Raw genomic sequence first — 13,338 nt, forward strand, 5'->3', positions numbered from 1 at the left:
AGAAGAAAGGAAGAAAGGAAGAAAGGAAGAAAGGAATTCCGTTCCACCGTTCCACCTAAAGCTTTGGAAGCCCTAGAAATAACTGATAATCCCTTCGGCGAATTCAGAACATTTTAAAGGTTTCTCCACAGGAGGTTCCATCATACGAGCTAAGTCATAGGTAACCTGTCGGTTAGAAATCGCTGCACCAATACCCTTTTTAATTAATTCTGCAGCTTCAATCCAACCCAAGAACTCTAACATCATCACTCCTGATAAAATCACCGAACCAGGATTAATTCTATCCAAGCCCGCGTGTTTAGGAGCAGTACCGTGGGTAGCCTCAAAAATTGCGCAATTATCGCCAATATTCGCACCAGGACCCATACCTAAACCACCAACTAAAGCAGCAGCAGCATCAGAGAGATAGTCACCGTTAAGGTTCATGGTAGCTAGGATAGAATATTCGTTAGGACGAGTTTGAATTTGTTGGAAGATACTATCAGCGATGCGATCGTTGACCATTACTTTATCCTTCCATTGACCATCACCATGGGTTGACCAAATACTCTCTAAAACCTTGGTTACTTCTTGACAAGCTTGTGCTTTTTTCTCATCGGTAAGAGCATCATAACCTGGTTCAATTTGACGTGCGTTGTCTTCAACGCTTAAATCGGGATTTTTTTCTTGATTAGATAATATCCAGGATTCCCTCTCGGTAACGCAAACATCCCTGAATTCAGTTTGGGCTAATTCATAACCCCAATCTCGGAAAGCACCCTCTGTGTACTTCATTATATTACCTTTGTGTACTAGGGTAACCATTTGTTTAGATTTGGGTAACAATAAAGCGCGCTCGATCGCCCGACGGATTAAGCGTTGAGAGCCAGTTTTACTCACAGGTTTAATACCAATTCCCGAATCAAGACGAATCTGTTTTTTACCGTGTTCTGGTGTAGCGGGGATTAACTCTTCATTGAGTATTTTAATCAATTTGGCGGCGATTTCTGTTCCCTCGGCCCACTCAATCCCTAAGTAAATATCTTCGGTATTTTCTCGATAGATAATCACGTCGAGTTTTTCGGGATATTTATGGGGAGAAGGTGTACCAGTATAGTAACAACAAGGACGAATACAAGCATACAGGTCAAAAATCTGACGTAAAGCTACATTTAATGACCTAATACCACCACCTACTGGAGTAGTTAGAGGTCCTTTAATCGCTATACCATACTCTTTAATCGCTTTGAGGGTGTCTTCAGGTAAATATTGGTACGTTCCGTAAATCTCGCAAGCTTCATCCCCTGCATAAATTTTAAACCAGTTAATTTTCCGTTCATCCCCGTAAGCTGCTTTCACCGCAGCGTCAATCACTCTTTCTGTAGCCGGCCAAATATCTACTCCTGTACCATCTCCACGAATAAACGGAATAATCGGATCATTGGGGACAATGGGTAAACCATTCTCAAAAACTATTTGAGAACCTTCAGTAGGTGGGGTTAATTTGTCGTACATAATCATTTAAAATTTAATAGACTAGTAAAATATTATTGCCTTATTTGGCTGTGTGCAAGAATACTAAGATTTATTCTCTCGAAACCCTGACAAGGGCGATCGCTCTTAATCCTGAACAATGGCGTCCTCTGGTGTTCACTAATGGCTGTTTTGACTTATTACACGTAGGTCATATTCGCTATCTCCAACAAGCTAAATCTCTGGGTCAAACTCTCGTTATTGGACTTAATAGCGATGAATCTGTAGCTAAACTCAAACCTGCTACCCCAGGCTTACCTAAACGCCCGATTATTCCCGAGGAACAACGCGCAGAACTTCTGACCGCTTTAATTCCTGTGGATGGAGTAGTTATTTTTGCTGAAAGCACAGCCAATCAGGTAATTGCTACCCTCAAACCAGAAATTTACGCTAAAGGAGGAGACTACAGTTTAGTTACTTTACCAGAAGCTCCTCTAGTGCAATCCTATGGGGGTAAAATTGAATTAATAGAAGTAGAAATCCCTACCTCTACCACCGACATTATTAAACGTATTTTAGCCTGTTAATTTATCATTCATGAGCGATACAGAAACTTTGTCTTTTTTAACCGCATCGCCGAAAAAACAACTAGAGTTGATCCCCGAACTGGTTAAGGATAGTTCTGGAGGATTAGCTATCCTAACAGAATTTTTACAAACTAATCAGCCTCTTGTTCCTAATCTAGTTACTGCCAAAATTTACCAAGTTTTACACCAACTTCAAACCTCGGAAGCTCAACAATTACTAGATACCTATTTTCCCCAAGGATTTATACCCCTAACTTCAGAGCGCAATATCGATTATCAACCCCTCGCACAACTACTACTAGCCCAAAATTGGCAAGAGGCTGATACTCTGACTCGGGTTAAAATGTGTGAATTAGCTGGTGATGCTGCTATTGCTCGCAAATGGGTATATTTTACCGAGGTGCAACAGTTTCCTAGCAGCGATTTACAAACCCTTAATCAACTCTGGTACTTGTTTTCTGAGGGTAAGTTTGGTTTTGCTGTACAGAGAAAAATTTGGTTGGGGGTGGGTAAGGATTTTGATAAGCTTTGGCCTAAAATAGGTTGGAAAAATGGCAACGAATGGACTCGTTATCCTAATGCTTTTACTTGGGATTTAAGCGCTCCGGTTGGTCATCTTCCTCTTTTAAATCAGATTCGTGGTGTTAGGGTAATTGCTTCTCTTTTTGCTCATCCGGCTTGGCTTGAATAAATTATGCCTAAAAAAACTGAATCTAAAAGCTCTTTAAAAAAAATTTTGGTATTAGTATTTGGTGTAGCTTTTGTTTCCTCTAGTGTTTTATTTATCGTTAGATTGTTGACTAATCCTGTCGAAAATTCACCTGTACCTGAGCAAACTCAAACACTTAGTGAACATCTTAAGTCTCAAGAAGAAGGTTATTTAATCGTGTTAGAACGTGAACCTGATAATACTTCTGCTTTACAAGGATTAGTTGATATTCGTATCCAGTTAAATGATTTAGAGGGGACGATCGCCCCTCTCGAAAAACTAATTAGCATCTATCCCGATGATGAAAACCTTAAGTTACTTCTTGCTACTGTTCAACAAGAATTAGCTAATCAGCAACAAAATCAAACAAACCCCGACTAAAGATTATGTCCAACCTATAACTTGATTACCAATTTTAAAAGTTATTGAGTTAGCTAGACCTAAATGTTTAGCAGCAGCTAAGATTAGATTACCCTCATTCTTGGTTTCTGCTAATTCACTCGGACAAGCTTGAAAATCTAGACAAACAACCGTAGAACATCCCCAAGGTTCTCGAAATACCCGACAGTCTTGGGGAATACACATAGCTAAAGTACGAAATCTCTGTATTGCTACCTTCTCAAAATTTTGACTGGTGCAGTTGGAAAAGGATTGGCGATCGAGCACTGGGAACTCCTGTCTATTGCCGACAATTCTAGATTAACAGTAGATACCTAGACAATTCTGTTAATTTAGACAATTTGATACAATTAATCTCAAAAGCTTAAAATAGTATTAAAATAGATAGAATGTGATTAAAGTTGTGGTGTGTTGTTTGGAGGTACACTATGTTTAAACGTTTGGCACAACAACACCGAGACTTCGTCAAAGACTTGGTGATGAATCTTCAAGCTTTGGCGATTGTATTGGAAAACAGAGGTTATTTAGCTTCCTGTTATACCTGTGGTGATCAAATGAATAGCGCTTCCTTTATGGTGAGTCTAGAAGCTGGTCATCTGATTCGCTTTTTAGTCTCTGACTATGGTATAACCTGGACAGAGATGCGAGATGAACGAGAATTAATGAAGTTAGAAGGTGCAGAAGCAATTAACCAATTGCAAGGCTTAACTGATATCGTTAAATATATTCCTAGTCAAAATACTAACAACTCTCCCAAAATGCCCTTAATTAGGTAAGATTAATTGGGTTGTTAAATCAACCCAAACATTTTATCTATAGCAACCAATAATTGGTTACTATAGTGATGATTAAGCTATTTAGACTCAAGTAATGTCCTTTCGACCAATTTATTTAGATTGTCATGCTACTACACCCGTAGATAAAAGGGTACTAGAGGCGATGTTACCCTATTTTACAGAACATTTTGGCAACCCCGCTAGCGTTGCTCATGCTTATGGTTGGACAGCAGAAGCAGCAGTAACAGAAGCAAGAAATACGATCGCTCAAGCTATTAACGCCACAGCTACAGAAATTATCTTTACTAGTGGAGCGACAGAAGCTAATAATCTAGCTATTAAGGGAGTAGCAGAAGCTTACTATCAACAGGGACGTCATCTAATCACTATAGAAACAGAACATAAAGCGATTTTAGATCCCTGTCGTTATCTAGAGACTCTCGGTTTTAGCGTTACCTATCTCAAAGTAGGACAAGATGGTTTAATTGATTTAGCCGAGTTAGAAGCAGCGATTAAACCTGAAACAATTATGGTATCGGTAATGGCGGCTAATAACGAAATAGGCGTATTAATGCCTTTAGCTGCCATCGGTAGTATATGCAGAAAACATAAAGTATTATTTCATACAGACGCAGCTCAAGCTATTGGCAAAATTCCCCTAGACGTAGAAGCTATGAATATAGACTTGATGTCTTTAACAGCACATAAAATCTATGGACCAAAAGGAACAGGTGCTCTCTATGTGCGTCGTCGTAATCCTAGAGTGAATATTGCTTCCCAAATCCAGGGAGGAGGACAAGAAAGAGGAATGCGATCGGGAACTCTCTACCCTCCCCAAATCGTGGGTTTTGCTAAAGCAGTAGCAATCGCACAACAAGAGCAAGAAACAGAAACAACCAGATTATTAGACTTAAGAGAGCAATTATGGCAAAAACTCTCTTGTTTAGGGGGTATTCATCTCAATGGTCATCCTAGTCAAAGATTACCAGGTAACCTGAATATTAGTATAGAGGGTGTAGATGGTGCAGCGTTGTTACTAGGATTACAATCAAGGGTAGCTCTCTCTTCGGGATCAGCTTGTTCCTCTCAATCTGTTGCTCCTTCATACGTACTTAAAGCTTTAGGACGTAGTGACTCTCTAGCTTATGCTTCCCTGAGATTTGGGATTGGACGTTTTAACACCCAAACGGATATAGAGCAAGCAGCAGATTACGTTAGAGAAACGGTACAATCTCTCAGGAAAGCCGCAGTTAGATGTTAACCTAATTTTTGTTTCTGTTTAGGAGAATTACGAATTTCTTGAGCAATTAAGTAAATCTCCCGCCATTTTTTGAGGAGCTTACTTTCAGATAAATTAAGCTCCTTGGCTACATTTTCTCTAGTTAAACCTATTTTAAGTTTATCAATTACTAAGCGTTGTTCTTGGTTAAGTTTTTGTTCATAAAAAGTTTCCCATTGTCTTTTATTTAACCCTAAATTATGCTCTTGTAAAGAAACTTCTAACCATTCTTCCACTAATTCTGGTTTATTTTTGATCACAAAATTATGAGCATGATAGATAACTTTTTCACGTAATTCCGAAGTTTTTTTAGGAGATAAAGTTAAGGATTTAGCCATCATTTCGGGAGATAAACCCTGAAGATAGAGAGTTAACCAATCCACAGCTATTGAGCCTATTTTTTCTTGTAAATAAGTACTTAATTCTTGTGTTACTAAGACTCGAAGAACTTTAATTTCTTCCCATTGTGTTTGTTCTTGATAAATTTCTTGACTAAAATTATCGCTTAAATGTCTAACAGAATTATCCTCAGTTTTAGTCTCTTCAGAAACCACAACAATTAATTCTTGAGTAGAAATGTTAGTGATACCTGATCTAGCTTCACGTTTAAGGAAATTAATAAAACGACGAGCAATTAAAGGTTCATTAGCAATAGGACGTAAACAATATTCTTCTATAGTAGCTAATAATAAACTATTACGTAGATTCTCATCTAGGGTACATTCGCTAATCCAATAGAGTTGTTTTTCGAGATATTTATCACTTTTTAACATCTCCATGATTATTTCTTGAATAATATCGATGACGGTAGCTGCGCGATCACGACTTGTATCTATCCAAACCCTAATTCTTTGATTGACAATAGGCACAGAACTTAAACGAGTCATTAATCTGTTATAAGCTACATTAGAGGTAATATTTAAATATCTTTTGCGTAAAATATTGTAGCGGAATTCTAAACCTTGAGTAGCGATCGCCCTGGCTTGGGAATCTAATTGATTAAATCTATTGGGGGAATCTCCTAACAACCAATTAATGATGCTTTGACGTTTGTTAATAGGGAAACTAGGATAGTCACTAAATAAGCGCTCTGACCACTTATTTCTTAACTCATCTAGGGCTGTTGTCATAAGCTAAGCTAATAGATGTTATTAATAGACTAACATAACTAAATGGACAATAACCAAAAAATACCGGTAGTAATCAACGGTGCCGCAGGTAAAATGGGACGAGAAGTAATCAAAGCCGTCTCTAAGTGCGAAGATATGATGATTGTAGGAGCGGTAGATCGTCATCCTGGACTTTTAGGTCAAGACGCGGGAGAAGTAGCAGGTTGTGGAGCGATTGAAGTACCCATACTCAACGATTTACAAAGCGTGTTGGTTTTAGCCACACAATCAACAATTCAGGGAGTAATGGTAGATTTTACCCATCCCGATAGTATTTATGAGAATGTCCGTTGTGCGATCGCCTATGGAGTACGTCCCGTAGTAGGTACAACAGGATTAAGTGCAGCACAAATCGAAGATTTAGCCGAATTTGCCGATAAAGCTAGCACAGGAGCGTTAATTATCCCCAATTTTTCCATTGGTATGGTATTATTACAACAGGCCGCCTTACAAGCAGCCCAATACTTTGACCATGTAGAAATCATCGAACTGCATCATAATCAAAAAGCAGACGCACCTAGTGGCACAGCGATTAAAACCGCGGAAATGCTGACAGGAATAGATAAAGAATATAATTCACCCCTAGTTCAAGAAACAGAAACTCTCACTGGTGCTAGAGGAGGAAAATTTAAAGACATACCTATTCACAGTATCAGATTACCAGGTTTAATCGCTCACCAAGAGGTGATCTTTGGCTCACCAGGTCAAATTTACACCCTACGTCACGATACTAGCGATCGCTCTTGTTATATGCCTGGTGTAATCTTAGCGATTCGTAAAGTTACCGAACTCAAATCACTCATCTACGGTTTAGAAAAAATCCTCTAATTGAGATGTTAATTCCCCTGACTCGCGCGACTTTTGAAGAGATTATCCCTTTAATTGCCACAGGTCCTCAATACCTCTATTATTCTGGTCAATGGCAAAAAATACTCAAACAGTTACTAATTTCTCTGGTTGGGGTAGTAACCATTTGGTTGGTATTTAAATTATTTGGTCATGCAGCCGATGGTATTAGTCTAGTCTTAAGAATCATTGCAGGGTTATACTGGCTCTGGGGACCTGTATATTTAGCGAGTATGCGCAATCAAAGCTATCGTCGCTATCCCTACAGTGGTTTTCTGCGAGCTAGAATCGTAGATGTTTATATTACCGAAGAACTGATTAGAGAAGAGCAAAGCGTTAACCAAAGGGGAGAATTAGTCATCATTGAGAATAAAGAAAAAAGAATCAATCTAGAAATAGAAGATGAAACAGGATTTTTTGCTCAAACCCAAGCACCGCTTAAGCGCATACACAAAGTCATCAAACCAGGTCAAATCGCCGAATGTCTGGTACTCTCTAAACAACCCAATCTAGCTATTATTGATAAAACTACTGATATCTATATTCCCCAACACAATCTCTGGATTGGTGATTACCCTTATCTGCGCAGAGATATCTTTAAACAAGTCAGTCAATCTTTAACTAGAAGTAAGACTCAACGTCGTTCTAGATATTAGCTTATTGTATGTCAGAAAAGAAATAAATAAACTGCTACTCCATAGTGACAGGGAACATTACTACAATTAGCCAAGGAATTCCGATTGAGGTTTTGATGTTAGAATAATCCAGACAACCTTACTCTAGACTTATGTTAGATTTAATAGCAATTTTTGCAGCAGCGGCGATCGCTGGAGTACTGGCATCCCTATTAGGACAACCTGTATTACTTGGTTATCTGATCGCAGGATTAATCATTGGTCCATTTGGTTTAGGATTAATCCACGAATATGATCAAGTAGAAATAGTAGCGGAATTAGGGGTTACCTTTTTACTATTTACCCTAGGTGTAGAGTTTTCTTTGGGTGAATTACAAAAAGTGAAAAACATCGCCCTCGGAGGTGGAGGATTACAAATCATCCTTACGATTGTAATTACATTGATTTTAAGTTTAACCGTAGGTTTAGTCACTACCATCCCCGAAGGTATCCTCTTAGGAGAATTAATTACTCTCTCATCAACAGCAGTAGTACTTAAAATTCTCATTGAACGTAACGAAGTAGGAACTCTTCATGGACAAGTAATGTTGGGGATACTCATTGTCCAAGATTTAGCCTTGGGTTTAATGTTAGCAGTAATGCCTGCTCTCAATAAACCAGTTGAAGAAATAGGTATAGCTATAGGTATCGCCTTAGTCAAAATCTTGTTATTTTCTCTAGCTGCGGTAGCTATTGGTAAATGGATTATTCCCCGTATTTTACGTTTATTAGCTAAAACCGAGAGTAAAGAACTATTTCTCTTAGGAGTAGTAGCTATCTGTCTAGGAATCGCTGTGTTTACAGGATTTTTGGGATTATCTACCGAAATGGGAGCATTTGTCGCGGGATTAATGATTTCTGAGGTAGAGTATTCAGATCAAACCCTTGCTTATGTTGAGCCTTTACGAGATATTTGTGTAGCGGCGTTTTTTATCTCCATCGGTATATTGATTAACCCCATTTTCTTATGGGAGAATTTACCTGTGATTCTCGGGTTAGTCGCATTTGTTTTAGTAGCCAAGACTATAATTATTACGCCGATTGTTTTATTATTTCGCTACCCCCTCAAAACGGCGATTATCGCAGGCTTAGGGTTAGCCCAAATTGGTGAGTTTTCCTTTGTTTTAGCTGGAGAAGGCAAAAAATATCAGTTAATCTCTGATAATCTCTATTTATTGCTCCTAGGTGCAACAGCAGTCACTCTAGCTTTGACTCCTTTTATCTTACGAGCTATTCCGATTATCTTTGCGGGAGCAAAATCTATACCAGGTATCAGTGATTTACTAGCTAAAGCAGATGTACCCCTAGAAGTTGCCGAAGATTTACCCTATCAAAATCATATTATCGTCTGTGGTTATGGACGTGTAGGTAGTAATATCGTTAAATTATTTCAGGAGCGCGATTATCCCGTTTTGGTTATCGATGAGTCAGAACAACGGATTCAACAACTACGGGAAGCGCAAATACCCTATATCTATGGTAACGCAGCTAGTGAAGCTGTTCTAGAAAAAGCCCAAATCAGTGCAGCTAAGGGGATGGCGATCGCTCTACCTGATCCTCTAAGTACTCGTCTATGTTTAAAGCGTGCTTTAGCATTTAATCCCGAACTTGACTTAGTAGTGCGCGCTAACAATGAGGACGATATTGAGTTACTCTACCAAATGGGCGCTAAAGAAGTAGTCCAACCAGAGTTTGAAGCGAGTTTAGAACTTTCTACTCATTTATTTACAGGGTTAGGATTTCCCGCAACTGGTGTTCAACAAAATATCCAACGGATTCGTCAATCTCGTTATGCTACCCTTAGAGGCGATCGCTCTGAAGAAGAAATTACCCAAGAATTGCAAGCAGCTACTAGAACTATGAGTAGCAAGTGGTATCCTTTACCTGATCATTCACCCTTAATAGGTAAAACTCTAGAAACAGCTAGTCTACGTCGTCTCACGGGAGCAACGTTAATAGGGATTATTCGCTCTAATCAAGAGAAGATTGACTATCCTAGTCCTGACATTATACTTAATCAGGGAGATAATTTATTAATCGTTGGTGATCATGATGAATTAGTCGCTTTTAGGCAATTAGCCCAAGGAGAAGTTAAAATACTTCCCCAAGATAGTGACTCTTCCCTATTAGTATTTGTCCCTGAAGATAGCCCTGTTGTGGGTAAAACCCTAGCAGAATTAAAGATTGATCAGGAGTTTAGTATCTCTATACAAGCTATTCGACGATCAGGTAGATATATTCGTTTTCCTGATGGTGATAATCAAATTAAAGCCAAAGATAAGTTATTACTTTTTGGAGAACTTGAGAATATCGCTAGGTTAACTCAAGTCATTTCTGTTAGTTAACTGTTAGAATGGTTAAGGTTGGGGTTGTAGCTCAGTTGGATAGAGCGAGCGCCTCCTGAACAATCGGGCACGATGTAGGGAAACCTCATCAGTGAATGTGGTCAAATTCAAGGAAGCCTAAATCTATTGGTATTAGACATGGTAATCTTGAGCCAAACTCTATTAGTTTAGAGAAGGTGCAGAGACTAAACGGCCACCACCTAAAGATCTCATCTAGGGTGAAGAGATAGTCCAGAGAGTGGGGAAACTCACACGAATCTGAAGCGCTAGGTCGCCGGTTCGAATCCGGCCAATCCCGTAGCCTAATGGACTCGGGCTAAGTGATGCCCGAGATTTTTCTAATACTCTATTTCAGGTTGAGGTAGAGGTAACTCAAAATTAGAAGGATCTTGTAAAAAACGGAAAATTTCTGCTTCTAGTCGGTTAATCAGATGACTTTCTAAAACATTAGTGTATCTGAGAGCGGCTAGATAACCTTCAGAGTACATTTTTAATTCGTCAAAACGATAACCCCTATGGCGAAAATCTACTAGAGTATCAGTGAGTTTCTGATAATAACGGATTGATTGAGCGTCTTGCAACATGGCTTTTACTTTAGATATATTTAGGGAAGCCCAAAAGAGCCTTTATTATTTACTACTATTTTAGCACTAACTCTAGACAAAGATTAGCCACTTCAGAAGTCATTGACACTCCCCCGCTATCGGGAGAAGATGTCTTACCTGAATTTGTCTTAGACTTAAGTAAGATTTTGTGATTAGATTGGTTCAGAATCTGTGTTCTTTTAGGTCAGGAAATATCAATATGTCCCCACAACCAGATAAAGATCAAGATCGAGATCTTGAACAACAAATTAAACGAGATGTTCTCAAAGGAAGAAAATTTTCAGTAGCTGATTTAATCGCGATGGAAGGAGGAGGTTTTCTCAAGGGTGAGTCTCCTGTACCTAAATTAGTACAAGTTGAAATCGAGATTAATAATTATATTGCTAATTATCTGCATGATAGTACTGGAGCATTACAAATGGTTTTACAAAAATGGGTTAAAGCCGAACAAAAGATTCTCAGTCAGAATATTGATTCACCCTTAAACGCTTTAGCCCAAATTATCCAAAAAATTAATACTAATCAAGAATTACTCTATGAGTTAGTCAAACAAGTTGATTTTCAATGGGGTAAACTAACGGGAGAAAGACCATATTTTCAGATGCCAGGACAAGAAGCACATCCCGATGACGAATATACCCATGACTCGGTTAGTCTGCAATTAAAGCAATTATTAGAGACGATCGAGAGGGAATCTCTCTAACCAAAAGTTGAACCATTCCAACCCCACATAGTGGCTTTAGCGTCTGCAAATTCGATATAAATACGATTTTTGGGGATATCGAGTGTTTGGTTAACTTGTTGACAAAATTCTTGACTCATGGCTTTAGTTTGAGTTGGACTCATATTGCCAATACTTTTTATTTCAATATAGCACACTGGTTCAAAAGTACCCGCAAAACTCATAGGAATTCCTCCTTCAAAAGCTGTCATCACGTAGGATTCGGGTTTACCTAGTTGTTTAGCTAATTGACTAGAGAGGGTTTTGAGTAACCCTTGGACTTGACTAGTTTCAGGTGGGGTTATGGAGGTTTGAACTTTAATTAAGGGCATAATTGGTATTTAGATTAACGGGGAGAAGCCTCACGCTTTATTTTCTCAAAAATAAGTGTGAGGTTAATTGCGTCCTTATTTTATCTCATCCTGATGAGTGGATATAAGTTTTGAGGGTGAAATGGTTACATCAGTATTTGGTTTATTTAGCAGCGGTAGCTAATTGGATCAGTAAACCTAAACCACTACCCATTTCCGCGGGAGAGATTTTACCATCGTGATCCTCGTCAAGAGCATCAAAAACAGCATCAGTACCTAACCACTCTTCCCGAGTAATAAAACCATCACCATCGAGATCGTAGCATTGGAAAAGGGTGCTAGCCGCTTCATCAACTTTACTACCCGCTTCAAGACAAGCTAAACGATCTGCTAAAAGTTTCTCTAAGGTTTCTAAAGCTTTAGTAAAACCTTGAATCCCTTCAGAGAGTTTTTCGGAAGCCATTTTGTCTTCAGCGTGCATTTTAGCAAAAGTAGCTTTGTCAATGGTAATTTTGGCAATATCCATCGTCGCAGCTTTAGCAGGATCGAGTTTACGGATTAATTCTCCTTCGGTTGCGTCTAATTCCGCTAAGAGTTTTGGTGAAATAGTTAATAAATCACAGCCTGCAAGTTCGAAAATTTCCTCAATATTACGGAAACTAGCTCCCATAATTTCAGTTTCGTGACCAAACTTTTTATAATAATTATAGATGGTGGTGACAGATTGTACACCAGGATCTTCAGCACCTGTATAGTCTTTACCTGTTTCTTTTTTGTACCAATCGAGAATTCTACCCACAAAAGGAGAAATTAGGGTAACACCTGCTTCAGCACAAGCGATCGCCTGATGTAAACCAAATAATAGTGTTAGGTTACAGTGAATTCCTTCTTTTTCTAAGGCTTTAGCCGCTTCGATACCCTCCCAAGTAGAAGCGATTTTAATTAATATCCTTTCTCTAGAGATTCCCGCTGCTTCGTATTGGGCGATTAAATCCTTTCCTTTGGCGATAGTAGCTTCAGTATCATAAGATAAGCGAGCATCCACTTCTGTAGAAACTCGTTGAGGTACTATTGCGAGGATTTTTTTACCAAAAGATACCGCTAAGCGATCGAAAGCTAGAGAAACTACTTGAGCATCACTAGCATCACTCCCGGCGTCTTGTTTCGCTTTCAGCAGAGTCTCATCAACGATTTCCTGATATTGAGGCATTTGTGCTGCAGCTGTAATCAAAGAGGGATTAGTCGTAGCGTCTCTAGGGGTAAATTTTTCAATAGCTTGCAAATCCCCTGTATCTGCTACCACGACTGTCATCTCTCGTAGCTGTTCTAAAAGTGTTTTACTCATAATTGATGCTTGTTAATGCTGAAATGAGTTTACTTCAATATAGTAAGCCTCTATTTCAGTAGAGGGTTGATTCCTTAAGCATGAATTAACAAAATTCGGCAAGATGTGAGTTTAACAAAA

Annotated in this window: 15 protein-coding genes; 9 read left to right on the forward strand and 6 right to left on the reverse strand. The window is 38.8% G+C overall.

All coding sequences use genetic code 11. The features are described from left to right. Positions 1-72: 72 nt before the first annotated feature. Positions 73-1,494, reverse strand: coding sequence for an NADP-dependent isocitrate dehydrogenase (locus EA365_13740; GenBank protein ID TVQ42950.1), 1,422 nt, complete (start codon positions 1,492-1,494; stop codon positions 73-75). A 29-nt stretch (positions 1,495-1,523) separates the two neighbouring features. On the opposite strand from EA365_13740, the gene EA365_13745 reads away from it, so the two are divergent. Genes EA365_13745 through EA365_13755 form a run of 3 tightly spaced genes read left to right on the forward strand, consistent with a single transcriptional unit; the run spans position 1,524 to position 3,129 of the window. After that, the gene (locus EA365_13745) at positions 1,524-2,039 is read left to right on the forward strand and encodes a D-glycero-beta-D-manno-heptose 1-phosphate adenylyltransferase (GenBank protein TVQ42915.1); all 516 of its coding nucleotides are present in this window, start codon (positions 1,524-1,526) and stop codon (positions 2,037-2,039) included. 10 nt (positions 2,040-2,049) lie between these two features. Beyond that, a complete protein-coding gene (locus EA365_13750) occupies positions 2,050-2,730 on the forward strand; it encodes a GUN4 domain-containing protein (protein TVQ42916.1) in 681 nt (226 codons plus the stop codon). 3 nt (positions 2,731-2,733) lie between these two features. Next, positions 2,734-3,129 (forward strand): tetratricopeptide repeat protein, encoded by a 396-nt coding sequence (locus tag EA365_13755; GenBank protein TVQ42917.1) that lies wholly within the window; start codon positions 2,734-2,736, stop codon positions 3,127-3,129. A 3-nt stretch (positions 3,130-3,132) separates the two neighbouring features. On the opposite strand, the gene EA365_13760 is transcribed toward EA365_13755, so the two are convergent. Further along, complete coding sequence (locus tag EA365_13760) at positions 3,133-3,414, reverse strand: hypothetical protein (protein ID TVQ42918.1); 282 nt, start codon at positions 3,412-3,414, stop codon at positions 3,133-3,135. 161 nt (positions 3,415-3,575) lie between these two features. Between EA365_13760 and EA365_13765 the strand changes: the two genes are divergently transcribed. Further along, positions 3,576-3,923 carry a DUF1815 family protein gene (locus tag EA365_13765; GenBank protein TVQ42919.1) on the forward strand — a complete coding sequence of 116 codons (348 nt, stop codon included), beginning with the start codon at positions 3,576-3,578 and terminating at the stop codon, positions 3,921-3,923. Between the two features lie 94 nt (positions 3,924-4,017). Beyond that, complete coding sequence (locus EA365_13770) at positions 4,018-5,184, forward strand: IscS subfamily cysteine desulfurase (GenBank protein TVQ42920.1); 1,167 nt, start codon at positions 4,018-4,020, stop codon at positions 5,182-5,184. Here EA365_13770 and EA365_13775 read toward each other — a convergent pair. Next, positions 5,181-6,332: a hypothetical protein gene (locus EA365_13775; protein ID TVQ42921.1), complete on the reverse strand. Its 1,152-nt coding sequence runs from the start codon at positions 6,330-6,332 to the stop codon at positions 5,181-5,183. The two genes, EA365_13770 and EA365_13775, sit on opposite strands and share 4 nt — an antisense overlap. Positions 6,333-6,374: 42 nt before the next feature. Here EA365_13775 and EA365_13780 point away from each other — a divergent pair, with 42 nt between their 5' ends. The 3 genes from EA365_13780 to EA365_13790 all read left to right on the forward strand — a co-directional run bounded on the left by EA365_13780 (position 6,375) and on the right by EA365_13790 (position 10,236). After that, positions 6,375-7,199, forward strand: coding sequence for a 4-hydroxy-tetrahydrodipicolinate reductase (locus tag EA365_13780; GenBank protein TVQ42922.1), 825 nt, complete (start codon positions 6,375-6,377; stop codon positions 7,197-7,199). A 5-nt stretch (positions 7,200-7,204) separates the two neighbouring features. Further along, entirely contained in the window at positions 7,205-7,873 is a 669-nt protein-coding gene (locus EA365_13785) for a phosphate ABC transporter permease (GenBank protein TVQ42923.1), read from the forward strand. A 131-nt stretch (positions 7,874-8,004) separates the two neighbouring features. Further along, on the forward strand, positions 8,005-10,236 hold the full coding sequence (locus EA365_13790; protein ID TVQ42924.1) for a sodium:calcium exchanger: 2,232 nt from the start codon (positions 8,005-8,007) through the stop codon (positions 10,234-10,236). A gap of 338 nt (positions 10,237-10,574) precedes the next feature. On the opposite strand, the gene EA365_13795 is transcribed toward EA365_13790, so the two are convergent. Beyond that, positions 10,575-10,820 (reverse strand): hypothetical protein, encoded by a 246-nt coding sequence (locus EA365_13795; protein TVQ42925.1) that lies wholly within the window; start codon positions 10,818-10,820, stop codon positions 10,575-10,577. 220 nt (positions 10,821-11,040) lie between these two features. Between EA365_13795 and EA365_13800 the strand changes: the two genes are divergently transcribed. Continuing rightward, positions 11,041-11,544, forward strand: coding sequence for a hypothetical protein (locus tag EA365_13800; GenBank protein ID TVQ42926.1), 504 nt, complete (start codon positions 11,041-11,043; stop codon positions 11,542-11,544). Here the strand turns inward: EA365_13800 and EA365_13805 are convergent. Both EA365_13805 and EA365_13810 read right to left on the reverse strand, forming a co-directional pair. Next, positions 11,541-11,894: a hypothetical protein gene (locus EA365_13805; GenBank protein TVQ42927.1), complete on the reverse strand. Its 354-nt coding sequence runs from the start codon at positions 11,892-11,894 to the stop codon at positions 11,541-11,543. The two genes, EA365_13800 and EA365_13805, sit on opposite strands and share 4 nt — an antisense overlap. Positions 11,895-12,036: 142 nt before the next feature. Continuing rightward, positions 12,037-13,218, reverse strand: coding sequence for a transaldolase (locus EA365_13810; GenBank protein TVQ42928.1), 1,182 nt, complete (start codon positions 13,216-13,218; stop codon positions 12,037-12,039). Between the last annotated feature and the right edge of the window lie 120 nt (positions 13,219-13,338).

This window comes from Gloeocapsa sp. DLM2.Bin57 (assembly GCA_007693955.1).
Classification (GTDB): Bacteria; Cyanobacteriota; Cyanobacteriia; order Cyanobacteriales; family Gloeocapsaceae; genus Gloeocapsa.

Bases quoted from the DNA above. Each gene is read 5' to 3' on its own strand.
- EA365_13795 (TVQ42925.1), bottom strand. From the start codon at position 10,820: ATGTTGCAAGACGCTCAATCAATCCGTTATTATCAGAAACTCACTGAT.
- EA365_13790 (TVQ42924.1), top strand. From the start codon at position 8,005: ATGTTAGATTTAATAGCAATTTTTGCAGCAGCGGCGATCGCTGGAGTA.
- EA365_13780 (TVQ42922.1), top strand. From the start codon at position 6,375: ATGGACAATAACCAAAAAATACCGGTAGTAATCAACGGTGCCGCAGGT.
- EA365_13770 (TVQ42920.1), top strand. From the start codon at position 4,018: ATGTCCTTTCGACCAATTTATTTAGATTGTCATGCTACTACACCCGTA.
- EA365_13805 (TVQ42927.1), bottom strand. From the start codon at position 11,894: ATGCCCTTAATTAAAGTTCAAACCTCCATAACCCCACCTGAAACTAGT.
- EA365_13810 (TVQ42928.1), bottom strand. From the start codon at position 13,218: ATGAGTAAAACACTTTTAGAACAGCTACGAGAGATGACAGTCGTGGTA.
- EA365_13775 (TVQ42921.1), bottom strand. From the start codon at position 6,332: ATGACAACAGCCCTAGATGAGTTAAGAAATAAGTGGTCAGAGCGCTTA.
- EA365_13750 (TVQ42916.1), top strand. From the start codon at position 2,050: ATGAGCGATACAGAAACTTTGTCTTTTTTAACCGCATCGCCGAAAAAA.
- EA365_13765 (TVQ42919.1), top strand. From the start codon at position 3,576: ATGTTTAAACGTTTGGCACAACAACACCGAGACTTCGTCAAAGACTTG.
- EA365_13800 (TVQ42926.1), top strand. From the start codon at position 11,041: ATGTCCCCACAACCAGATAAAGATCAAGATCGAGATCTTGAACAACAA.
- EA365_13740 (TVQ42950.1), bottom strand. From the start codon at position 1,494: ATGTACGACAAATTAACCCCACCTACTGAAGGTTCTCAAATAGTTTTT.
- EA365_13755 (TVQ42917.1), top strand. From the start codon at position 2,734: ATGCCTAAAAAAACTGAATCTAAAAGCTCTTTAAAAAAAATTTTGGTA.
- EA365_13785 (TVQ42923.1), top strand. From the start codon at position 7,205: ATGTTAATTCCCCTGACTCGCGCGACTTTTGAAGAGATTATCCCTTTA.